Genomic DNA, 21960 nt, shown 5'->3' on the forward strand with positions numbered 1-21960 from the left:
CCTCTATCTCAGCGGCACGAGCCGCGCCGGATTGCCGGCATAGGTGCCGGCGACCGTGATGTCTTTAGTTACCACCGCGCCAGCGCCGACCACGACATCGTCCACGATCCGCACCGGCATGATCGTCGCATTGGAGCCGATCGACACGCGGTTACCGATCCGGGTCTCGCGCCACAATTCCCTGCGGCCACGCGCCGGTCCGCCGGTTGCGAAGGTATCGTTGATGAACATCACGCCATGGCCGATGAAGCAGTCCTCGCCGATGGTGACGAGTTCGCAGACGAAGCTGTGCGACTGCACGCGCGTGCGGGCACCGACAACGACGCCCTTCTGTATCTCAGTGAAGGGACCGATGAAGCAATGGTCGCCGATCGTGCAACCATACAAATTGCAGGGCTCGACCATCTTGACGCCGCTGCCGAATGCGACATCGCGAATGCTGGCTTGATAGAATTCGGGTTCGCTCATGAAGCGACACCGAGCCGGCTACGGCGCGGCACGAAGTGCAGCGGCACCTCCTCCCCGGTCTCGATCGATTCATAGAGCGCCGAGATCAGCTCCAGGCTCTTGCGGCCCTGCAATCCGTCGACCAGGGCGGCACCGCGATCAGCGAGACATTCGATGACGTGCTGGTAATAGGCCTGATGGCCGAAGCCATAGACGTTCGGCGGATTGACCGAGAATTTCTCGACCACCTCCTTGTCCGACGGACGCACGTCGACGAAGCGCCAGTGCCGGATCTGGTTCATAGCGAAGCCGCCGACTTCGACGGCGCCCTTTTCGCCGAGGATCGACAGCGATCCCTCGAGATCGGCCGGGCGCGCGGCGGTGGTCGCCTCGATGATGCCGAGCGCGCCGTTGCGGAACTTGAGCGTCGCGACCGCCGTGTCCTCGGTCTGGATCTTGACCAGCGCGGTGGTGCTACGCGCATGAACGCTGACGACGTCGCCGAAGAACCACTCCAGCATGTCGATGTGGTGGCTGGCCTGGTTAGTCAATACTCCTCCGTCCTGCGCCCAGGTGCCGCGCCAGGAATCCTGATCGTAATAGGCCTGGTCGCGGCACCAGCGCACGCGCACCGTGCCGAGCACGAGCTTGCCGAAACGGCCGGCGTCGAGTGCCTCGCGCGCCTTGACGATCGGAACGTTGAAACGATTCTGCTTGACGACGAACAGCTTGACGCCGGCCTCGTCACATGCGCGGATCATGTCATCGGCGTCCTGAAGACGCAGCGCCATCGGCTTCTCTACGATCACATGCTTGCCGGCGCGGGCGCAGGCGATCGCATGCTGCGGATGCAGGCCACTTGGGGTCAGCACCGCAACCGCGTCGATATCCTTGCGCGCGAGCATCGCGTCGAGGTCGTCATGCGCGTCAACCCCGAACATTGCCGCGATCGTTTCCGCGCGTGCCCGCTGGGAATCGCAGACGGCGACGAGTGTCGCGCCGGCGATGTGATTGCCGCCGAGCAGGTCGGAGTGACGCTTGGCGATGCGCCCGCAGCCGAGCAGACCAAATCTGATCATGGGACCTCGATCTTCAACGGGCGCCCGAAGCAACTGCGCCTGGCGCCTCGCCCAGAATGAGCTATATTAACAAAAGGCTGAACAAATCAAGGCTTTAGACCGGCGCTGGCCCACCTTTACGAAGCCCAATTGGGGCTAGCGGGCCGCTGGACCGCCCATTACGTCGGTCGTAAGCCGGACAAAATCGTCAACGAAGCCCCGAACCCGGTTTTCGAGGTCCGGCTGCAACTGCCTGACCACCATGACTGGCCCCGTCGCGGCGATCTCGCGCATGTGGTCGGCCAGGGCGCGGGCGTCGTCGATGCCGAAATAGCGCGCCCCTCCGCCGGTTTGCTCGCGGTGAACATCGAGATCCGACAGCAGCATCGGCACGCCGAACGATTTCGCTTCCTCGACCGTTGTGCTCCATCCCTCGCATCGCGACGGGTTGATCAGCGCGATCGATGTGCGCAGCAGCGCGTAGACGTGACCTAGCGGGATCATGCCGAGATGGCGGAAGTTCCGGGCAACGCCGCGCGCCTCGGCCGCGCGCATTACGCTGGCGAAATATTCAGGCTCGCGCGCGTCGTAGGTGCTGCCGGAAGCCGCGACGACGACGTCGAACCCGTCTCGCTTGAGCAGATCGAGCGCATCGACCACGAGCTGGTGGTTCTTGTGCCGCCAGAACTGGTTCGGCAGATAGAAATAGCGCCGCGGCAGCCCGTATTGCGCGACGACATCGGCTGGATCGGTTGCGAGCAGATGTGCCGGCGGCGCGGTGGCGAAGCGCACCACGGAAACGCCATTGGTGAGGCCGGGATAAAACCGCCTGAGATCGCCCAGCGCGCTCTCGCTGCTCAGCATGATGTGCCGGCGCGAGGCGATCTGAACGCGAAAGCCGAGATCGCGGCGCCAATAGGCGGACCGCGAGAACAGATGCGGCAGCAACCGGTGCTGAAAATCCGGGAACCACGCGATCGTCGGAAACGGCAGGCGCCAGCCGAAGAAGCGCGCAGATTCGAACACCATGTCGATCTTCCGCTCGCGGAAAAGCGCAGCCGCGGGCCGGTCGAGCCCGAATGCAAGTGCCTTGATGAGCGTGCCGCCGGCGCGGTCGAACACCGGCGAGCGGACCACCTCCACGCCCGGAATCCGCGCAAAGATGGCGATCTCGTCAGCATCATCCTTGGCGCCCGCGAACAGGACCGGCGCGATCGCACCGGGACGATAGCGGTTCAGGACCTCGAACAGGTTGCGCTGATAGTTGTACCCCCCCGCCCACAGCCGGCTTGGGATGTTGGTGAAAGCGACCCGCAGCGTCGACTGCTCAGTCACGATGCCGGCCTTTGAACCAATCGACATAGTCGGCAAGTCCGCGCGCGAGCGGGATCCGCCAATCGAACTTCATGTCGCGCAAACGACCGTCATACGCAAGCAGGCTCGCCGGATCGCCCGGCCGCGCAGCACCGGAGAAGCGGAGCTCCGTCGCTCCACCCCAGCATCCAATGAGGCTTCGTGCAATCTCGGCAACGCTCGTTCCCTGCCCCGAGCCGCCATTGATCACGCGAAAGCCCTGGTGCTGCGCACCTTCCCCGACCTGCGCCAGCAAGCGCGCGACGTCGCGAACGTCGGTCCAGTCACGTATCTCCGCCCCGGTTCCGCCGAGCGTGAGTACCGGCCCTCCGGCATCCAGCCGCGAACACATGTCCCAGAGCAGTTGCTTGCGCAGATTTGGCCCATAGACCGAGAACAGCCGCACGATGGCGCAGCGGACGCCGTAGCTGCGCACATAACTCCGGCACAAGTGCTCCATGATCAGCTTGTGCTCGCCATAGGGCGACATCGGCGTCAGGGAAGCGTCCTCCGGGATCGGACCCGGGTGATCCGAACCATAGACCGCCGCACTCGAGGCCACGACCAGTAGGCATTCGGGCGCAGAGCGGCGCAGCCATTCCAACAGGCGCGCCGTGCTCGCCACGGTCCTGGAAAAATCCTCGAACGGGCGTTCGATCGAGAGCCCGACGGAAGATCCGCCAGCAAGGTGAAAGATCCGCGAAGGCAATCCGTGCGCGGCCGCAAGCGCATTCAGATTGGCCGCATCGACCTCGCCATTGATCCAGCTCTGCAAGCCGAGCGCACGCGCATCACCCGGATCGAGCGCCCCGTGGCCGACGCCATGCACCACGCCGCCGGTATCCGCCAGTTCGCGGACGAGGTGGCGGCCGATGAATCCGTTGGCACCAGTGATCCATGTGGACATGGCTTTAGGCCTTGTGACAGACGAACGAATAGAGCCGTCCGGGCCGCTGGTCAAAGCGCTCGGCGAGCGGAAGCAGGGATGCGAAGACGCGCGGCGAGGCCAAGACAACGCGCCACAACGGCCCGACGGGGATCTTCCGGGTCAGTCCTTCGATGACCGCGGACCGCAAGGTGTCCATGGTGTACGGGAACAGATTGATGGGACTTCGCAGCGGCGCAAGGGTCTCGATCGCGGCAAAGCCGGCCGACTTCAAGGCGCCAGTATAGCGGTCGAGCAGATAGGCGCGTTCTCCCCCGTAGAGATGGTGCAGCGGATGCTGATCCAGAAATTGCTGAAGGTCGGCTTCCTTGCTGATGACGTGCTCACGCGCCGCGATGAGCACACCGCCCGGACGGAGCACGCGAAACATCTCGCGGCAGGCATCGTCGAGATCGCGCATGTGGTGCAGCACGGCGCGCGCAAAGACAACGTCGAAAGAGCCGCCGGCGAATGGAAGGCGCTCGGAGAATTCCTCGACCACGTGGATAGGCAGCTGCGCACGTGCTGCGAGATCGCGGATCGCCGCAGCGCCGACGACCGCGCTGCTATCCGGCTCAAGTGCGGTGACCTCGAAGCCGCTGCGGGCGAGCGCATAGCTCGCGATGCCGCGACCGGCGCCGACATCGAGCGCCGAGCCGGACCGCCCGGACAGGAGAGCGGCGACCGCCTTCCATTCGGTGCTCTGGAAATAGCGCTCGGCAGCGTCAGCGAGAGGATCATCGTAAAATGCATCACGCATGAGCTGACCTTGATCCGGCTGATTGCGCAGCCAGATCACGGCCTCCTCCCATGTCGTGAACTTGTCTTTACCGCTCATCGGGCCGGAGCTCCCTGACCAGCACCGCCGGATTGCCGGCCACGATCGAGAAGGCCGGGACGTCCTTGGTCACGACCGCGCCCGCCGCCACCACGGCGCCCTCTCCGACCGTCACGCCGCGCAGCACCATCGCGCCGGCGCCGACCCAGGCGTCATCGCAGATCCTGACCGGAGCTTCGTCGAGCGAGATGTCGCGGGGATGGCCACGCGTGAAGATCCGCCGAACCTGGTCGTGACGTGCGGCCGCTTTGATCGGATGAGTCAGGTTGTCGAAGACGTTGACCGAATGCGAGATCAGAACACGATTTCCGATCTCGATGGAAGCGGCCGACCAGATCCGAGTGCCCTCGCCGACGAAGCACCACTCGCCGATTTTGATCTCACCGCCATGGGCGAACGTCATGAGCTCACCAAAAATCCGGCTCTGCGGCCCGACGACGATCTTGTCGGAGTCGCCATAGACATTCCTAATCCTCGCGCTTGCACCGAGTGCAGCGCCGCTCCGCAACCGGCAGGTCGCACGGCCAACCACCCGCTGTATGAGGTAGTCGGCATTGCGACCGGTGAGCCTTTGGATCACGAAATTGAAGCTCATGCGATCAACTGAAAGCGCGTCGTCTCGGAGGCTCTAACACAGCTAGATGCGTCCGACGAGGTCACAGAACTGCTTCCACTGCACATCTTTGCTGTAGATGGTCCGGATACGATCCCGGCCGCGGGCGGCAATCTCGGCCGATGCTGGCCAATCCAGCAAACGGCGTGAAATGACCTCGACGGCCCGTTCCGGCGTGTTGTAAATCGCGATGGTGACATCCTCCTCCATGGCGTCCGGATAGCTGCCGGCGTCGGACACGAGCAAGGCGCCGCATCCCATCGCCTCGAAGCAGCGCATGTTGCCGCGCTCGGTGCCCGCCATGTCGATCGAGCCATTGAGCACGATCTTCGACGAACCGATCAGCTCATAGAGGTCTCGCCCGAACACCGGCGGCCTGGCAATGGCGGCGATGGCCGCGGGGCGCCGATGCTGCCGCATCGGCAGCAGCCGCCCGATCGCGCTTTCGGCGAGCTTGGTCAGGCGCGAGGCATCGAGGCAAAACACGACATTGTGGTTTTCGGCGAGCTGCGCCACCTGCTCCAGCGTCCGCGCGCGGGCGCGATGATGTCGCGAATAGCCGCCGACGAAGGAAACATCGATCGGGCGCTCTCCGCGGCCGTACTCGTCCATCACGGGATCATGCGCCGGAAAGAACGGTTCGGCCCGGCATCCCGCGCGACGCCACATCTCGAGGATCGACGGAAAGTTGCCGAGCACGGCGCCATAGGCCGTGAAGTCGGCGCCGCCCGACGGCGCGACGCGCCAGCACAGAGCCGTATTCACGCAGCCCGGCAGCTTGGCGACGAACGCACTCGGATAGCGCACGGGATCTAGATTGTAGAACACCTCGGTTGCGTGGTGTTCGATCTGGGCGAGCAGGATGGCCTCGAGCGCGGGCTCGCCCGGCATGCCCTGCTCACGTGCCCAGCGGCGCTGCAAGACCTCGTCGTCGCCGTTGGTGAAGAAGGCCTCGGCCGATCCGTCCTGCACCGGCTTCAGGACATGCGATGCGCCGAAGCGGTCGTCCAAAAACACACGTCGCCGTTGGGCGAAACTTTGAGTGTTCGCCGCAAGCCGGTTCAGCCGCGCCAGATAAGACGGATAAAGGCCGCTATTTTGGAAAAGACGCATTGCTTATGTGGACCTTGCCAGCATCCATTTCATATTGAGGTAGGGCCAGATCCGGCCGACCGTCTCCCAGTCCCATGTCTTCGAGGCCGTCAAGCGGCCGACCGTGCGGGACAGGCTGACTTCATCGACCATCTCGGTGAAGGCCGGCACATTCTGGTCGAGCAGGGCTGCGACCCAGCCCGCGAGCGGTCCGTTCAGCCATTCCGGCATTGGCGAATTGAAGCCGACCTTGCGCCGCGCGGTCCGGATCGATTCCGGCATCTGGCCCGCCATTGCCCGCCGCGCGATGGCCTTGGTCATGCCATTGGCAAACTTGCTCGATTCCGGCAGCGCCATCGTATAGGCCACGAGACGCCAGTCCATGAACGGCATCCGCACCTCGATGCCGTGGGCCATCGAGATGCGGTCGAAATTGCGCAGGAGGGTCGGCAAGACCGTGCTGTGAAACATGCGATAGAGCCGCCGGTTCAGCCCGCCCCATTCGGCCGGCAGTTCATCGTCTTGAGCAACCAGCGGGAGCTCCTCGGGCACGGTCAGACCACCGCGCAGGAAGCCGTGGCCTCTGGCCTTGATGGTCCAGGCCCGCACGAGGTCAACGCTACGTCGCGCCAGCGCCGAACGGGAGGCGAGGTCGGCCGCAGCATTTCTGATCCGGAAGGCGCCGGATTGCCCAGCTTGCAAATAGGCCCCCATCAATTCGTCCGCGCCGTGCCCGTCCAGCGACACCGTCACGTTGTGACGCCGCAGTTCCCGATAGATCAACCACACCGCGCTGGGCAAGCTGATATAGACGTCGTCATGGTCGTCCAGAATCCGGTCGATATCGGTCAGCGCGTCCCCTCGCCCGATTTCGAGAAAGGTGGGCGCGACATCGGCCCAGGCGGCCGCCTGCTCGGCCATCGGCCGCTCATCATGTGCTGCGCCCGGAAACGTCGCGACGAAGGCGTGGCGCCATGCGTTGCTGTCGCGCGGCCCCATTCCGGCCTTCTCATGCGCGGCCATCGCGCAGATCACCGCCGATGAATCGAAGCCACCGGAGAGACATGTTCCGATCGGTACGTCGCTGCGCATCCGCAAGGCGACAGCGTCCAGGAACAACTCGCGAAAACGATCGACGCGTTCGGCTTCGGTGCCCGGAATCTCCAGCAGATGATCGACCGTGCGCCACCAGCGCCGGACGCTGACCTTGCCATCGCGCAGCCACATGCAATGCCCGCCCTGCAAGCGGCGGATGCTCCGAAACAGCGTCCACTCGCTGCCCTCGATACTGAAGGCATCGAGCAACAGGCGCCGCGCCACATCGGTATCGACCGTCGCGTCGACCAGGCCGCACCGCGCCAGCGCCCGCTGCTCGGAGGCGAAGACGAAACGCTCGGACGACAGGCTGTACAGCAACGGCTTGATACCGAACCTGTCGCGCGCGAGAAACAACTCGCCGCTGATGGTATCGAAGATCGCCAGCGCCCACATCCCGTTGAAGCGCGGCAGCATGTCCTCGCCCCAGGCCTGCCAGGCCGCGAGAACCACCTCGGTGTCGGACTGGGTGCGGAAGATCGCACCGCGATCTTCGAGTTCGCGGCGAAGCTCGAGGAAATTGTAGATCTCGCCATTGTAGACGATCACATGGCGACCATCGGCCGAGATCATCGGCTGACGACCGCCTTCCCCGGGATCAATGATCGCGAGGCGGCGATGTCCGAGCGCGAAGTTGCCGTCCGCACTGAACCAGGCTCCCTCGCCGAACGGCCCCCGATGCGCGATCAGATCCGTCAGACGGCTGAGGTCCGCGGGCGATACGGCGCGACCATCAAGATTCACGATGCCGGCAATTCCGCACATGCTCTAGACCGCCTTGAACGGCACGAAACGGCTGACGATGGCGCGGAGGTCACGCAAGCAGACCGCGCGATAGGGGCCGGCTTGCGACGCCGCGACGGCGACGACGAAGATGATCGCCGCCGACAAGGCCCCCATACCACCAACGTACCACCATGCCGCCGAAACCACTACTGCATGACTGAGGCCATAACGCAGAGCAAGCGACGTCAAAATCCCCACGCCCAGCGGTACCAGCATGAAATGGACAACGCGTGACCACACGCCGGCTGCGCTGATGCTGCGGCGGACCAGCGCCATGGTCGCGATCATCTGCGCGATCATACCGATGCATGTGCTCCAGCCCGCGGCCTGCCAGCCGAACCGCGGTAGTGCAATGAGGCTGGTCGCGAGGGTGGCCGCGCCGGTGCACAATGCGATCAGCGCATTGTCGCGCGAGCGTCCCTGCGCCAAGAGATAGAACGCCAGAACGTTGGCGCTCGAACCCAATATGCCGGCGATCGACAGCACCACCAGTACAGTCTCGGCCTCGGCGGCAACCTCGGCCCCCGTCCACAGATGAAGCAACGGTCCGGCGATGGGAATGAGGCCGCCCAGCGCACTGGCGGCGAGCACGTTCAATATCCACGAGGAACGCAGCAGCAGGTCGACCTTGCGGTCCTCGTCCTCCTCCTGAAGCGAACTGAAAAAGGGAAACAGCGTCTCTCCAACTTTCAGCACGCCGATATAGACGGCTTCCTCGAGGCGTTGCGCGACGCCATAGAAACCGACGAATTGCGGCTGGAGCAGCGCGCCAAGCAAATAGCGGTCTGCCTGTCCGGCAAACAGCGCACCGCCCTGTGCCGTAGCCTGCCAACCGCCGAGCCGCACCAGCCGTCCGAGGGCGTCTCGATGAATCGCCGGTCGCGCCAGCCATTCCCCGACGGCGCTGCGCGACCAGGCCAACGCCACGATCAGGCTGGTGGCAAAACCGAGTGCCTGACATCCGAGGAACGTCGAGGCGCGCGGCGCAGCCGGAATCATAAGAAGCATGGAGACTGTCGCAGTCACGGTGCTAGCGATGTTGATGGAGGCGATGCGCCGGTAATCCTGGCGCGCCGTGAACAAAGTGAGGAAAATCGCCGACAAGCATTGGCACAGCCAGCCAAGACCGGCCAACACAAAAGCGAGCCCGAGATCGTCGGCCGCAGTCCCGCCGAGATGGAAACCGAGCCGTGCGAGGGGCGCGCCAGCGACGCAGACGACAATCACGATCGGGCCGCCGACGCCGACCGCGAGCGCCACTGCGGTTGCAAACAGGCGTCGCGCATCGCGGCGGTCGGACGGCGTCAATCTCTGCGCGAGCTCGCGCGCCGTCGACAGGGCCAACGAGTTGCTGAACACGAGCGCCGGCGCGATGCAGGCCGTAACCAGCCCTGCGACACCGAACGCTCCGGGACCGAGGCGAGTGACGACGAACGGCAGAATGGCAAGGTTAAGCAGCACAGCGACCACAAATGCGATCGCATTCCAGGCAGAATTTCCGAGCAGATCGGACGAAACTTTTCTCACGTCTGTCCAACCCGCGCCGCCGTGCCAATTCGCGCGCGCTCGACAGTCGATTCTGGAGGCGGAACACATCGCATGGGTCTGATCTTGGACATGGCATGTGAATCGAATGGTAGCCAATGCCATTCAATTGGGCAGGAAGCAAGGGCGCCCGCTGCGTCAATACCCACGCCCCCAGCGGCGTTCAAGAACTGGCCGCTTTCTGGCTCTTAATCGCGCCAATGCAGGCGTTCCCGCGACCGGTCGATGTGGTCGAAAGCATCCCTAAACACCGCCGGAATTGAGAAATTGAGCACCTCTAGCAAGCAATTGGGCAGCTCTCGCAATGGCGACCAAATTTATCCCATTCAATTGGCCCTACGTCACGGACAATGAGCAGGCCAATATCGAGCTCTCAAGAACCATCATTTGTTGGGCCATGGCGCCGTCACCCGGCGCTCCCATCAGTGGCTGGAAGAGCGCCGGTTGCGCCAAGGCGCTACTCACACACTCCTGCCGCGCTCGACCTCGCGGCCATTCTGCTCGACCTCAGAAGCGGTGACGAGGTCATGCGGAGCCGCTCTTTGTCGCCGATTGAACAATCGTGGCCGAGCTCGGCACCGAGCGGCAAGGCGGTTTGGAGACATAGCCCGCGCACCAGGCTCGCCATCACGCGCGTCAGCCCCATTGCACCACCGCGACACGACCGGCGACGAGCGCGGAGACGAGCAGGACCGGAATGTTGACGAGCGCAAGCTCGGTGATGTTGGCGATCGCAAAGGACAGTGCGCGGCCGAACTGGCCGATGCTTGAGCGCCGGGATGGCGCGATGAACGGCGGCCTTGCGGCACGGCGCGGGAACGGGAAACGGCGCAGCGCATCGAAGCCGGCGATAAAGATCGCGAACAGCAGCTGCAACAACACGAAGGCGATCGCCACCGCGAGCAGGCTTCCGAACATGGCGAGCGCGAAAAGCTGCGAGATCTGGCCGAGCAGCAGTGCAGCGTTTTGCATCCACACGGCCCGGCTATACAGGCCGCGGACGCGATAAAGGCCGGAGCAGAGGTTGGCGGGCAAGCTCAGCACCATTCCCAGTGTCATCACGGCATCGCGGCGGCGAACGTCGGCATGGCGTCAAAACCGAGCACGGCCGACGGCGGTGCAAGATACAGGGCCGCGCAAAGCAGGACACCAAGCAAGGTGACGATGGCGAGATAGATGCGCAGCATCCCGAGGTAGACGCGCGCAGTGCGTCCGTCGCGCTCGACAGGGGACTTGAAGGAGAGAAACCGATTGATGGCCCGAAACTGCAATCCGGCTCCGCCACGATGACGAGGCTTCCGGCAGCATAGATCGCAAGCCACGCTGCGAGCACGTCGCCACTCCAGAGGTGCAAGAAAGCGGAAATCAGCAGTAATTGCCGGGTCAGCCCCAACACCGTCTGGACTAGGTTCGCCGACCAGCCACGAACAAACCGGTGATTGCGGCCGCTCCCTTCGTCGCTTTTGGGGCCATCCGTCCTGCCTGGCGCGTTAACTTGCGTGTCGGTCAAGCCGCATGCTTCCCGGCGAAAACACGCCGCGATCCACCGAGAGTGCTCGCGATGGTGCAGCGCGGCCGTTCCACCGGACTGCGCACGATCGCCAGTTGATTTTCGCAGCGGGAGACGTCAACGTGGGTTCGAAGCAGCGCGTTAGTGCGGTTCTTAAGGTGGTTCAACGGCTTAGGCAATGGCATTCGAATTCATCCCGTTCAATCGGCCCTACGCAACCGGAAAAGAGCACGGCTACATCCAGAATGCGCTGGACAGCCTTCACGTGTCCGGCGACGGTCGCTTCACCAAACTTTGCCATCAATGGATCGAGCAGCGCACCGGATGTACGCGGGCGTTGCTGACACACTCCTGCACCTCAGCCCTCGACCTTGCTGCGATGCTGCTCGACCTCAAGAACGGCGACGAGGTGATCATGCCTTCGTTCACCTTTGTTTCGACCGCGAACGCGTTCGTGCTGCGCGGCGCCGTCCCGGTCTTCATCGACATCCGCGAAGACACCCTCAACCTCGACGAACGGCAGATCGAGGCCGCGGTCACCCCGCGTACGCGCGCGATTGCTCCAGTGCATTATGCCGGCGTCGGTTGCGAGATGGATGCGATCGTCGCGATCGCCCGGCGTCACAATCTGCGGATCGTCGAGGACGCCGCGCAGGGAGTCGAGGCGAGCTACAAGGGCTCGCCGCTCGGCGCCATCGGTGACTTCGGCAGCTTCAGCTTTCACGAAACCAAGAACGTCATCTCGGGCGAAGGTGGCTGCCTGCTGGTGAACGACCCTGAGCATGCGTTGCGCGCCGAAATCATGCGCGAGAAGGGCACCGATCGCAGCCGGTTCTTCCGCCGCGAGGTTGACAAATACACCTGGCAGGACATCGGCTCCTCCTTTCTGCCGAGCGATATCACCGCGGCCTTCCTCTGGGCCCAACTTGAGGAGGCCGAGCGCATCACCCGCGAGCGGCTGACGATCTGGAACAGGTATCACGACATGCTGGCGCCGATGGAGCAGCGCGGCCTTCTGCGCCGCCCTATCGTGCCCCACCATTGCCGCCACAATGGACATCTCTACTACGTGCTGCTGCCACCGGAGATCGATCGCTCCATGGTGCTGGGAAAGCTCAGAGACGCGAACATCTCTGCGGTCTTCCATTACGTCCCGCTGCATTCCTCACCCGCGGGGCAGCGGTTCGGACGGAAGCACGGCGATCTGGCAATGACAACCGAACTCTCGGAACGTCTGATCCGGCTGCCGATGTGGATGGGTTTGCAGGAGGTCCAGCAGGACCGGATCTGCGACACGCTCGGGACGATCCTCGGACGGTAGAGCGCTTTCCGGCCAAGCGGACACCGATTGGCGTCGAGAAGCGCGTCAAAACGAAAATCTGCTAGAGCCCGTCCGGTTCGCCATTCTTGGGTTTCGAGTGCGGCACGAACGGCGCAAACGACGGGCCGCCCGGGGTCGGCATCGTCAGTTGGCCATTGCTATCCGCGGAAGCGGCCGCCATCCCAGGCGCGCTTACAGGACCGGACGTGCCTTCCGGCCGCTGAAGCGCCAGCACCTCGCTGCGATCGCCCTGCTTGAATGTCACCTCGCGCGGCTGGACCGAGGCCAGCGACCAGCCGTCCAGCGTTTCGCCCTGCCGCAGCCGAACGATCTTCTGATCCGTGCGGTTGACGAGGATCGCGATCGCATCACCCTCGCCCACCACGGCCCCGACCAGCATCAGCGGTGGCGGCGCCTCGACCGGCTTCGGAGGCGGCGGCACGTGCACCTCGTCCGCCGGTGCCGCGGCGACCGCGCGCGGCGGCGGCCGGCGCGAGGCCGAAAAGATCGGGCGCTCCTGCGTCCCGGTCAGCGCCTTCAGCGGCACCGACCAGAGCGGATTGCCGCGAGGCGCAGGCTTGCTCGCGGCCGGCGCGGGCCGGGCAATCGGTCTGACCGCACCGACATCGACGCTCTCGGCGGGACTGCTGACGGCATCGTCAGGCAGGATGTCCATGCGCGACGAAGTGGCCGCCAAGCTACCGGTGATGCCGAGGGCCGCACAAAATACAGCCAATCCGACCGATCTCAGCCACCCGGACATCGAACTCCCCAGCGATCGGCCAGCGCGCGGCAAGCCAGATGCACCAAACTAGTTCTGATAGGCCCCACGATCAACCCGTAGCCGTCCCCTTAGACCCAGCTGAAGCCGCTGCGACTTCCGGCATGTTGCGACGCATGAAATTGTTGCCCAATGGCCACGATCGCTGGAATTACAAGCGAAACGACCGGGAACCCTATGCAAATCAATGGTCATTCATTGCGGCCGGTTGCAACGCCATGAGATCATGGCGCCGGGGGCATGCTGTTACATCTTGCTCGATTGCATTGATTTATCTTGACGATTTGCGAAGGGCCGATGGCAGGATCAATCATAGCGCGCGCGAGGACCGATAAGCGGCTGCGTGCCGTCGTCCGGCACTCGCTGGCGGCTCTGCTCGCGACCACGGCGCCTGGCCTCGTCGCCGCCCATGCCGGGGACGGCACTTGGGTTGGTGGTACGTCCACTGACTGGACCGACGGCACGAACTGGACCTCGACGCCAACCGTGCCGGACGGCACTGCCACCTTCACCGACACGGGCTTGAGCGCGGTCGACAGCAACGGCCTCGTCAACATCGGCGCCGTAGTGTTTACGGCTGCGCCGAATGCGCAGGCCTATACCATCAACACCAACGACATCTTCGTGGTCAATGGCGTCGGCATCTCTAACAATTCGACCAACCCGCAGACGTTTAACGTCGGCGCCAGCATGGTGTTCACGAACTCGAGCAGCGCTAGCGGCGGCAGCAATTTCGTGACGTACAACGTCAGCGGCGGCGCGATGAGCTTCAACGACACCTCGACCGCAGGCACGGCACACATCACCAATGCCGGCGACATCGAATTCAACAACAGCAGCGCTGCCGGCACCGCGACGATCGTCAACAGCGCGGTGATCAATTTCAACGACACGACCTCGGCAGGCGGATCGAGCATCACGAACAACGCGACCGGCTTTGTTACCTTCAACACCTCGTCCACCGCCGGCACCGCGACGATCTCCAACAGCGGCTTTCTCATTTTCAGCAACTCCGCCACCGCGGCCGGCTCCACGATCACGACCAACAATAACGGCACCACCAGCTTCACGGGCACGTCGACCGGTGGCAGCGCCCGCTTCATCACCAATGCCGGCGGCACCGTCGACATCTCTGGCCTGACCAGCGGCGGCATGACGTCCGGGTCGATCGAAGGCGCAGGCAATTACGTGCTCGGCGCCAACACGCTCACCACCGGCAGCCTCAACACCTCGACCCAGGTCGACGGCGTGATCTCCGGCACCGGCGGCGGCCTGACCAAGGTCGGCACCGGCACGCTGACGCTGACCAACTTCAACTCCTACACCGGCGCGACCACGATCTCGGCCGGAACGCTGGCGCTGTCGGGGACCGGCAGCATCGCAAGCTCGAGCGTCGTCACGGTGAATGCGACGTTCGATATCTCGGCAATTACCCCGTCAGCCACCGCTATCACGACGCTCGCCGGCAGCTCGAGCGGTGTCGTCAACATGGGCACCAAGGGGCTGTTCATCACCAACGGCTCAACCGAGTTCGCGGGCGTGATTCAGGGCAGCGGCGGCTTTGAGGTCGGCGGTGGAACGCAGACGCTGTCGGGCGTGAACACCTACACAAATGTCACGCAGATCGATGCCGGCGCGACGTTGGCGCTGAAGGGCAGCGGCTCGATCGCGAATTCGCTCTACGTCGCGTTCGCGGGCGCGGGCGCAACGCTCGATATCTCACAGACCACGTCCGGCGCATCGGTTACGCAGCTGTTCTCGTTCGGCGCCACCGGCGTCGTCGCGCTCGGATCGAAGACGCTGACGATTACGTCCAACAGCGGCACGGCCTTCGGCGGCGTGGTCCAGGACGGCGGTATCGGTGGCGGCACCGGCGGCAATCTGTTGATCGCGACCGGGGGACTGCAGCAGCTCTACGGCACCAACACCTATACCGGCACCACCACGATCGCGAGCGGCGGCGAGCTCGACCTGGTCAATCTCGCCGGCAGCGACGGCAGCATCGCGACCTCGAGCAACGTCGTCGCCAACGGCATCTTCGACATCTCGGCGCTGAGCACCGGCACCGCGATCAAATCGCTGTCCGGCTCGGGCAACGTCAATCTCGGCGCAAACACGCTGACCATCACCAGCGGCAACGGCACTTTCGCCGGCGTCATCGGCGACGGCGGCGCAGGCGGCGGTCTGACCATGGCTGGGGGCACCGAAACCCTGACCGGCGCCAACACCTATACCGGCGCCACCACCGTGAACGGCGGCACGCTGGTCGTGAATGGCTCGATCACGAGCGCGTCGACCGTCAATGCCGGGGGCACGCTCGCCGGCACCGGCACCGTCGGCAATGTCGCGGTGACCGGCGGCACGCTGGCACCGGGCAACACCGGCGCGGTCGGAACGCTTTCGATCAACGGATCGCTGAGCTTCACCGCGGCCTCGACCTATATGGTGCAGGTCTCCTCCAGTACCGCCAGCCTCGCCAACGTCACGGGCGCAGCCACGCTCGGCGGCGCGACGGTGAGCGCGACCTTCGGCTCCGGCACTATCAAGAAGCAGTACACGATCCTGACCGCGGCCGGTGGTCTCGGCGGCTCGACCTTCAATTCGGCCGTCGTCTCCAACATGCCGTCGATCAACGCGACGCTGAGCTATGACGCCAACAACGTGTTCCTCAGTATCGGCGTCAACTTCACGCCGATCGGCGGCGGCCTCACCGTCAACCAGCAGAACGTCGCCAACACGCTGACCAATTTCTTCAATTCGACCGGCGGCATTCCCGCCGCCTTCGCCGCGCTGACGCCGGCGGGGCTGACCACCGCCTCGGGCGAGCTCGGCACCGGCATCATCCAGTCCGCGATCAACGCCGACGGCCAGTTCCTCAACCTGATGCTCGATCCGACCGTCGTCGGACGCTCGAGCGGCTTCACCAAGGCCGGCAGCGTCGCGCAATTCGCCGACAGCGATGACGCGGCCGCCTATGCGTCGATGCGTCCGGCCACCGCGCGCGAGCGCGAGGCCTATGCCATGGCGACCAAGGCGCCGCTGCTGTCGTCGCAGCCGATCAATCGCTGGAGCGTCTGGGCGGCCGGTTATGGCGGCTCGGCGCAGGTCGGCGGCAATGCCGCGGTCGGCTCGCAGGACCTCACTGCGCGGGTCTGGGGCGGCGCGGCCGGTGCCGACTACCGGATTTCGCTGGACACGCTCGTCGGCTTCTCGCTCGGCGGCGGCGGACTGAACTACTCGCTTGCCAACGCGATGGGCGCGGGCTCCGCCGACCTGTTCCAGGCCGGCGTCTACGGCTGGCACAATTTCGGCCCGGCCTATATCGCCGCCGCCCTGGCCTATGGCTGGCACGACGTCACCACCAACCGTACCGTGGCGCTCGCCGGTGCCGACCAGCTCCAGGGCCGGTTCAGGGCCGACACCTTCTCGGCCCGCTTCGAGGGCGGCTACCGCTTCACGACGCCGCTGATCGGCATCACGCCCTATGCGGCCGCGCAGGTGACGAATTTCAACCTGCCCAGCTATTCCGAAGTCAGCCTCAATGGCGGCGGCCTGTTCGCGCTGAACTATGCCGCGCAGCCGCTGAACGATACCCGCTCCGAGTTCGGCCTGCGCACCGACAAATCCTACGCGATGCAGAACGGCGTGCTGACCCTGCGCGGCCGCGCCGCCTGGGCACACGACTACAATCCGAGCCGCGCCGTTACCGCGCTGTTCCAGACCCTGCCCGGCGCGAGCTTCGTCGTGAACGGCGCCAGGGTCGACGCCGATTCCGCCCTTGTCAGCGCCAGCGCGGAAATGAAATGGCTGAACGGCTTCTCGCTTGCCGGCACCTTCGACGGCGAATTCTCCGGCAACGTCACCAGCTATTCCGGCAAGGGCGTGTTCAAATACAGCTGGTGAGCTACTTCCCCGCCTGCCACTGCCCGGAAACACCCAGGATCACCCTGACGCGGCCGGTGCTGGCCTCGTTCAGGGCCGTCGATTGCGGCACCTGGACGTCGAGCTGGTCGACGAACAGGAACGGCATGCCGGCTTCGAGATCGTAAAGCACCTTCTGCAGCGCGGGCTGCTCCAGCTCACAGCTGACGACGAGGCCGACGAATCCGTCCTTTGCTTGCGCGCCTGAGACGTCGACCTGTGAGGACTGCACCGAGCCACCGACATTGCCGACCGCGGCCGCAACCCGCTGCAGCAGATTGGCGCCCGCGACCGTCACCGTCGGCCCCTCCAGGAACGGCGTGCCGGGATGCTCGGCCGAGATCGCCGCGGCGTTCTTGGCGGCGCCCTTGCGGCCGCGCAGCTGGTCGAGCAGGTCGGAGGTCTGGGCCAGGGCCTGGCGGTGGGCGATGACGTCGGCGATCGACAGGCCCGCCGTCAGCAACAGCCCGGCCGTCACCGCGAGATAGAGCGTGACCGCGATCAGCGGCGAGGCGTGCAGCCAACGCGCGATTGCGCTTCCGCTTGTCATCCCGGCGCTGCTCATGCCGCTTTTCATGGCGCATTCCTCGGTTCGATCTGCGCTTCGATGTGAAAGCGCTCTCCGGGATCGGTCGAGCTGCGCGTGGTCGGCGCGTAGAAGGTCGCGCGGGTGAAATGCTGGGACTGCTCGATCAGCGGGATCAGCGAAGGTGCATCGCGGGTGATGCCGGCAATCTGGAGCTTGTTGCCGGCCAGATGCATCTCGGTGACATAGGTGTGGTCGGGCAAGAGACGGCTGAGCGATTCCAGCACGATCACGCTCGCCGGCGTATCGTATTTGCGCCGCTCCAGCAGCGCCAGCGGCGAACGCTCGCCGCCGTCGGCACCGCGGATCGCGGCGCGGCGCTGGGTGATCTGCTGCTCGAGCTCGCTCTCCTGCGCGCTCAAGCTGTCGGCCAGATAACCCGCGACGATCGAGCCGAATATGGCGGCGATCGCGGCGACGACCAGCACCGCCTGCAGCATCCGGCTCAACCGCACCGGGTCGATCGCGCCGCGCGACTTCTGCTCGAATACCTTGATGCGGCCGCCCTCGGCCGGCTCCGTCAGAACCGCGATCGCAGACGGATGAAATCCGGACACGGCCTCGACATAGCCCATCGCCAGCCGGCGCGGCGCCGCCGCGATCATCGTGGTGATGCCCTCTGCGCCTTGCGCCACCGGCGCGCTGCAACCGAACACGGCGTCGCCCGCGCTCCACGGCGTCAGCCGATCGATCTGTGCCCGCACGATGCCCTCGAGGAAATCCGCCGCGCGCGCCGGCAGCTCCAGCGGACGGAACAGGAAGCGCGTCGGCCGCAGCACGATCTCGACGCGGCAGCCGCGGACGATGGGCGCGAGATTGGCGCCGGTGAACTTGCCGTCCGCGAACGCGATCTCCTTCGGCGCGTTCTCCGGCTTCGCAGCCTCCAGCACGAACGCGCCGGTCTCGCCTTCGACCAGCCGGACCAGGCGCGGCGAGACCATCCGCTCCAGTCCGGCCACGGCAGCACCGGCCACCGTGCCGGTCCAGGCATCGAAGATCGCGCGAATGGAATTGAGCGAACTCATCTCACAGGGGCTTTCCGGCAGAGCCGTCGAAGGCGTTGTGCCACGACAATACACGATAGGGCTCATCGCCGCTTTCGAGAAGCAGGATGACGATCTCGGCCGAGCTTTGCCGGTGCGATGGCGCCTCGGTGGTAACAGTCACGCGGTAAGCCTTCGAACCCTCGATCGTTGCGCTGGCACTGCCGGCGAGCCCTATCAGGGACCGCGGGTCCACGCTGGGGTCGGCACGGTCGCGCAGCAGGCGCTGCAGGTTCTCCGGCGTCATATTCGGCAGCGCCGCCACCACCTGCGGCGCGGCATCCAGCACGTTCACGGTGCGCATGTTGCTGAACACGGTGACGAAGGGGAGCACGCGCTCGATCACCGCCGGCGGGATGCCGCGCACCAGCCACAGCTCGTCGCTATGCGGAAACGGCGCGTGGCGCGGCAGATAGGGCGCGCCGATCGTACGGTAGTAGGAATCCTCCGGATTGTCCTGGCCGGTCTCCGTCGACGACCGCCACGCCAGAATCCGATCCGCATAGTCCGGCGCATCCGACGCGGAGACGCCGAGTCCTGTCATCAGGCCCGCGAGGACCGCCTTCGGCGCCATGTTGAGATCGATGCGCGCGGCCTCCGAGCGGAACGTCACGGCCACCCTTCCCGCCCCGACGCGGGCATTGAAGGTGCCGCTGGTCGGGCGCGTCGCCTCGCTTTCCGCGGTCAGCCGATAGGCCGCGAGCTCGACGCCCGCATTCACCAGTGCATCGGCCTGCAAGCGGTCGGTGTTGACGGCGACGGTGACCGCGGTGTTGGTCACATAGGTCAGATAGACCAGCGCGAGCGTGGCGAGCGCAGCCAGCATCCAGAGCACCACGATGACGATGAAGCCGCGGTCGTCGCCGAGTGGTCTTTCACCGACTGTTGTTTGACCAAGTATTCTTTGGCCAAGTATTCGCGGGGCAAGTGTTCGCCGGCACAGCGCGTCCCGATCATCCGCGGCGCCGCTCACAGCTGCTGCTCCTCTTTCTTCTCCGCCTGTTGCGGCGTCGGGCCCGCCGTGACGCAGGTCGTCGGATTCTTGGCGCGTGCGCATTCGGCCGGCGCATTGATGTGCGGCAACACGGCGGCCGAAACCGCCAGCACCTGACCGTTGGCGCCGTCGCGCACTGTGATGCGGATGCGATCCGGCAGTTGCGACTGACCGTGCCAGGTCGGCTGCCACTGCCGATCGTGCCCGGCATAGGCGAAGCTGACGCGGAACGGCGCGCGGATCAGCACCACCTGATCGACGAAACGGATCTGCCCGTCGGTCGGCATCGGCTGGAACGGCGCGCGCTCGCGCACCAGCGCCAGCCCCTGCGCGTCGGCCTTCTCGATCAGGCGGATGAATTCCAGGCCCGGGCGCGCGCTCGGGCCGAGCGCGGTGCGCAGGAAGGTCACCGACAATTCAGCGCCGTCGAACAGCGGCACCTTGGCGTCGCCGTTCACGGTCATCTGCTCGGCGACGGAGAGATCGGCGACGATGCGGTCGAGCCCGGTGGCGAGGCGCTCCGCGCGCTGCACCCGCGCGATGCCGCGATTCCAGTTCGGCAGCCACTGTGCCGTCACAGTCGCCAGCGCGGCCAGGATCACGGTCATCAGCAGCGTCGCCAGCAGCACTTCGAGCAGCGTGAAACCCGCCTCGGAAGCGAGCGCGCGGCAGAGGCGTTTCGTTGCGCGGGTCATTGCGTGGACCTCGGCACCAGCTTCACCGTCGTGACCTGGATCGTGCTGCCGTCGGGGCGCTGGAGGCGCAAATTGACCGCCAGCGGCACGAAGCGATCGGTGGCGGGATTGCCGCCGGCCACATTCATCGGCGCGATATCGACGCGCCAGCGGCTGCCGGCGAGCTGGCCGCTCTGCCGGCCGGGTTTCAGCAGTCCGCGCGCCGGCAAATCCGCAAGCAAGGTCTCGGCCGTACCGGCCAGCGCCAGATGCTGGTCGATCGAGCGCGTGCCCTTGGTCGTGACGGATATGACCGAGCCGATGGTCCCCAGCACGATGACGATGATCGCAAGCGCGACCAGTGCCTCGATCAGCGTGAAACCGGCGGCGCCGTCAGAGCAGCTTCTGCGGGACAATCTCGACGCCTCCGGTCAGCCAGTTGACGCGCACCTCGTAGCCCATGCCGGGCCGCGCCAGCGCGATCGTCCCGCCGCACGACATGCCCGACGGAAAGAAATCGATCGACCGCCCGGTGGCACGATCGGCGCAGCGCGCGGCCAGCGTCGCCTGCACGACCACGTCGCGCGGCAGGCGGATGATCTGTCCGGTGACGCCGGAACGGATCGCGCGCGCCTCGGCGTCGACCAGGGTCGCGACCCTGACCTGGCGGCGCAGCGCGCTGTTGCGATCGGATTTCAGCAGCGCCGCGGTCTCGACCGCGTAACTCTCGAGCTTCGCCCGCGTCGTCGAACGCGGGATCGCGGGAAGGATGATCGCCGCGAGCAGGCCGATGATCGCGAGCACGCACAGGATCTCGATCAGCGCGAAGCCTTCGGCATCGACGGCCCGCGCGTCGAAGGCTTGCGCATCGAAGGCTTGCGCGCCGAACACCGGCGCCTCACCAACCGGCTTAGCGCGCGCCGCTGACAATGTCGGACGCCGTTCCACTGCCGCCTTCCTGACCGTCTGATCCGAGCGAGATGATCTCGTAGGGAGCGCTCGCGCCCGGTGAACGATAAACATAGACGTGGCCCCAGGGATCGTTGGGCACCACACCGCCACGCAAATAAGGCCCGTTCCAACCGGCCTGGTTGTTGCTGCGCGTCAGCCCGGCGAGACCCTCGTTCGACGTCGGATAGCGGCCGAGATCGAGATAATAGAGATCGAGCGCGCTGGAGAAACTCTCGATCTGGATTTTCGCCGCCTTGGCCTTGGACTCGCTGAGATAGTTCAGCACCCGCGGACCGACCAGCGCCATGATCATGCCGATGATGGTGATGACGACGAGCATCTCGACCAGGGTGAAGCCGGCCTCTCCGCAAGCGACGCGCCGCCGGCGTCGCCTTGACGATGGATATCTGGTCACTTCATGCCCCTC

21 protein-coding genes are annotated in these 21960 nt (G+C 65.2%); 2 read left to right on the top strand and 19 right to left on the bottom strand.

All coding sequences use genetic code 11. The annotated features are described in order from the left end of the window. Positions 1-3: 3 nt before the first annotated feature. The 11 genes from NLM31_RS29995 to NLM31_RS30045 form a co-directional block, all read right to left on the bottom strand. Complete coding sequence (locus NLM31_RS29995) at positions 4-468, bottom strand: acyltransferase (RefSeq protein ID WP_254194622.1); 465 nt, start codon at positions 466-468, stop codon at positions 4-6. Continuing rightward, positions 465-1526 (bottom strand): Gfo/Idh/MocA family protein, encoded by a 1062-nt coding sequence (locus NLM31_RS30000; protein ID WP_254194623.1) that lies wholly within the window; start codon positions 1524-1526, stop codon positions 465-467. The genes NLM31_RS29995 and NLM31_RS30000 overlap by 4 nt, the downstream gene beginning before the upstream one ends. Positions 1527-1661: 135 nt before the next feature. Further along, positions 1662-2867, bottom strand: coding sequence for a glycosyltransferase family 1 protein (locus NLM31_RS30005; RefSeq protein WP_254194624.1), 1206 nt, complete (start codon positions 2865-2867; stop codon positions 1662-1664). Next, positions 2833-3765, bottom strand: a complete 933-nt coding sequence (locus tag NLM31_RS30010; protein ID WP_254194625.1) for an NAD(P)-dependent oxidoreductase — start codon at positions 3763-3765, stop codon at positions 2833-2835. The genes NLM31_RS30005 and NLM31_RS30010 overlap by 35 nt, the downstream gene beginning before the upstream one ends. 4 nt (positions 3766-3769) lie before the next feature. Beyond that, entirely contained in the window at positions 3770-4621 is an 852-nt protein-coding gene (locus NLM31_RS30015) for a class I SAM-dependent methyltransferase (RefSeq protein WP_254194626.1), read from the bottom strand. Further along, positions 4611-5216, bottom strand: coding sequence for a DapH/DapD/GlmU-related protein (locus NLM31_RS30020; protein ID WP_254194627.1), 606 nt, complete (start codon positions 5214-5216; stop codon positions 4611-4613). Before NLM31_RS30020 ends, NLM31_RS30015 begins: the two co-directional genes overlap by 11 nt. A gap of 42 nt (positions 5217-5258) precedes the next feature. Beyond that, entirely contained in the window at positions 5259-6251 is a 993-nt protein-coding gene (locus tag NLM31_RS30025; protein ID WP_254194628.1) for a glycosyltransferase, read from the bottom strand. Between the two features lie 99 nt (positions 6252-6350). Continuing rightward, the gene (asnB, locus tag NLM31_RS30030; RefSeq protein WP_254194629.1) at positions 6351-8186 is read right to left on the bottom strand and encodes an asparagine synthase (glutamine-hydrolyzing); all 1836 of its coding nucleotides are present in this window, start codon (positions 8184-8186) and stop codon (positions 6351-6353) included. 3 nt (positions 8187-8189) lie between these two features. After that, positions 8190-9803, bottom strand: coding sequence for a lipopolysaccharide biosynthesis protein (locus tag NLM31_RS30035; protein ID WP_375167508.1), 1614 nt, complete (start codon positions 9801-9803; stop codon positions 8190-8192). Positions 9804-10388: 585 nt separating this feature from the next. After that, positions 10389-10811 carry a hypothetical protein gene (locus NLM31_RS30040; RefSeq protein WP_254194631.1) on the bottom strand — a complete coding sequence of 141 codons (423 nt, stop codon included), beginning with the start codon at positions 10809-10811 and terminating at the stop codon, positions 10389-10391. Beyond that, complete coding sequence (locus NLM31_RS30045) at positions 10811-11023, bottom strand: hypothetical protein (protein ID WP_254194632.1); 213 nt, start codon at positions 11021-11023, stop codon at positions 10811-10813. Before NLM31_RS30045 ends, NLM31_RS30040 begins: the two co-directional genes overlap by 1 nt. Before the next feature lie 417 nt (positions 11024-11440). Between NLM31_RS30045 and rffA the strand changes: the two genes are divergently transcribed. After that, positions 11441-12583: a dTDP-4-amino-4,6-dideoxygalactose transaminase gene (rffA, locus tag NLM31_RS30050; protein WP_254194633.1), complete on the top strand. Its 1143-nt coding sequence runs from the start codon at positions 11441-11443 to the stop codon at positions 12581-12583. A gap of 61 nt (positions 12584-12644) precedes the next feature. Here rffA and NLM31_RS30055 read toward each other — a convergent pair whose 3' ends face one another. After that, positions 12645-13346, bottom strand: a complete 702-nt coding sequence (locus NLM31_RS30055; RefSeq protein WP_254194634.1) for a hypothetical protein — start codon at positions 13344-13346, stop codon at positions 12645-12647. A gap of 315 nt (positions 13347-13661) precedes the next feature. Here NLM31_RS30055 and NLM31_RS30060 point away from each other — a divergent pair, with 315 nt between their 5' ends. Continuing rightward, positions 13662-17267 (top strand): autotransporter domain-containing protein, encoded by a 3606-nt coding sequence (locus tag NLM31_RS30060; protein ID WP_254194635.1) that lies wholly within the window; start codon positions 13662-13664, stop codon positions 17265-17267. Between the two features lies 1 nt (position 17268). Here the strand turns inward: NLM31_RS30060 and gspM are convergent, their stop codons facing one another. The 7 genes from gspM to gspG all read right to left on the bottom strand — a co-directional run bounded on the left by gspM (position 17269) and on the right by gspG (position 21948). Then, entirely contained in the window at positions 17269-17850 is a 582-nt protein-coding gene (gspM, locus tag NLM31_RS30065; protein WP_254196296.1) for a type II secretion system protein GspM, read from the bottom strand. Positions 17851-17858: 8 nt separating this feature from the next. After that, positions 17859-18896, bottom strand: a complete 1038-nt coding sequence (locus NLM31_RS30070; protein ID WP_254194636.1) for a PilN domain-containing protein — start codon at positions 18894-18896, stop codon at positions 17859-17861. Position 18897: 1 nt separating this feature from the next. Continuing rightward, the gene (locus tag NLM31_RS30075) at positions 18898-19740 is read right to left on the bottom strand and encodes a general secretion pathway protein GspK (protein ID WP_254194637.1); all 843 of its coding nucleotides are present in this window, start codon (positions 19738-19740) and stop codon (positions 18898-18900) included. Positions 19741-19883: 143 nt separating this feature from the next. Then, entirely contained in the window at positions 19884-20603 is a 720-nt protein-coding gene (locus NLM31_RS30080) for a general secretion pathway protein GspJ (protein ID WP_254194638.1), read from the bottom strand. Continuing rightward, positions 20600-20998 carry a prepilin-type N-terminal cleavage/methylation domain-containing protein gene (locus NLM31_RS30085; protein WP_254194639.1) on the bottom strand — a complete coding sequence of 133 codons (399 nt, stop codon included), beginning with the start codon at positions 20996-20998 and terminating at the stop codon, positions 20600-20602. The genes NLM31_RS30080 and NLM31_RS30085 overlap by 4 nt, the downstream gene beginning before the upstream one ends. Then, complete coding sequence (locus NLM31_RS30090; RefSeq protein ID WP_254135469.1) at positions 20976-21473, bottom strand: prepilin-type N-terminal cleavage/methylation domain-containing protein; 498 nt, start codon at positions 21471-21473, stop codon at positions 20976-20978. Before NLM31_RS30090 ends, NLM31_RS30085 begins: the two co-directional genes overlap by 23 nt. A 19-nt stretch (positions 21474-21492) precedes the next feature. Then, positions 21493-21948: a type II secretion system major pseudopilin GspG gene (gspG, locus tag NLM31_RS30095; protein ID WP_254194640.1), complete on the bottom strand. Its 456-nt coding sequence runs from the start codon at positions 21946-21948 to the stop codon at positions 21493-21495. Positions 21949-21960 lie beyond the last annotated feature (12 nt).

The sequence above is a fragment of the Bradyrhizobium sp. CCGUVB4N genome, from assembly GCF_024199945.1.
Classification (GTDB): Bacteria; Pseudomonadota; Alphaproteobacteria; order Rhizobiales; family Xanthobacteraceae; genus Bradyrhizobium.

Excerpts from the sequence above, each read along its gene's own strand:
- NLM31_RS29995 (WP_254194622.1), bottom strand. The coding sequence starts at position 468 with ATGAGCGAACCCGAATTCTATCAAGCCAGCATTCGCGATGTCGCATTC.
- NLM31_RS30000 (WP_254194623.1), bottom strand. The coding sequence starts at position 1,526 with ATGATCAGATTTGGTCTGCTCGGCTGCGGGCGCATCGCCAAGCGTCAC.
- NLM31_RS30005 (WP_254194624.1), bottom strand. The coding sequence starts at position 2,867 with ATGTCGATTGGTTCAAAGGCCGGCATCGTGACTGAGCAGTCGACGCTG.
- NLM31_RS30010 (WP_254194625.1), bottom strand. The coding sequence starts at position 3,765 with ATGTCCACATGGATCACTGGTGCCAACGGATTCATCGGCCGCCACCTC.
- NLM31_RS30015 (WP_254194626.1), bottom strand. The coding sequence starts at position 4,621 with ATGAGCGGTAAAGACAAGTTCACGACATGGGAGGAGGCCGTGATCTGG.
- NLM31_RS30020 (WP_254194627.1), bottom strand. The coding sequence starts at position 5,216 with ATGAGCTTCAATTTCGTGATCCAAAGGCTCACCGGTCGCAATGCCGAC.
- asnB (WP_254194629.1), bottom strand. The coding sequence starts at position 8,186 with ATGTGCGGAATTGCCGGCATCGTGAATCTTGATGGTCGCGCCGTATCG.
- NLM31_RS30035 (WP_375167508.1), bottom strand. The coding sequence starts at position 9,803 with ATGTGTTCCGCCTCCAGAATCGACTGTCGAGCGCGCGCGAATTGGCAC.
- NLM31_RS30040 (WP_254194631.1), bottom strand. The coding sequence starts at position 10,811 with ATGACACTGGGAATGGTGCTGAGCTTGCCCGCCAACCTCTGCTCCGGC.
- rffA (WP_254194633.1), top strand. The coding sequence starts at position 11,441 with ATGGCATTCGAATTCATCCCGTTCAATCGGCCCTACGCAACCGGAAAA.
- NLM31_RS30055 (WP_254194634.1), bottom strand. The coding sequence starts at position 13,346 with ATGTCCGGGTGGCTGAGATCGGTCGGATTGGCTGTATTTTGTGCGGCC.
- NLM31_RS30060 (WP_254194635.1), top strand. The coding sequence starts at position 13,662 with ATGGCAGGATCAATCATAGCGCGCGCGAGGACCGATAAGCGGCTGCGT.
- gspM (WP_254196296.1), bottom strand. The coding sequence starts at position 17,850 with ATGAGCAGCGCCGGGATGACAAGCGGAAGCGCAATCGCGCGTTGGCTG.
- NLM31_RS30070 (WP_254194636.1), bottom strand. The coding sequence starts at position 18,896 with ATGAGTTCGCTCAATTCCATTCGCGCGATCTTCGATGCCTGGACCGGC.
- NLM31_RS30075 (WP_254194637.1), bottom strand. The coding sequence starts at position 19,740 with ATGCTGGCTGCGCTCGCCACGCTCGCGCTGGTCTATCTGACCTATGTG.
- NLM31_RS30080 (WP_254194638.1), bottom strand. The coding sequence starts at position 20,603 with ATGACCCGCGCAACGAAACGCCTCTGCCGCGCGCTCGCTTCCGAGGCG.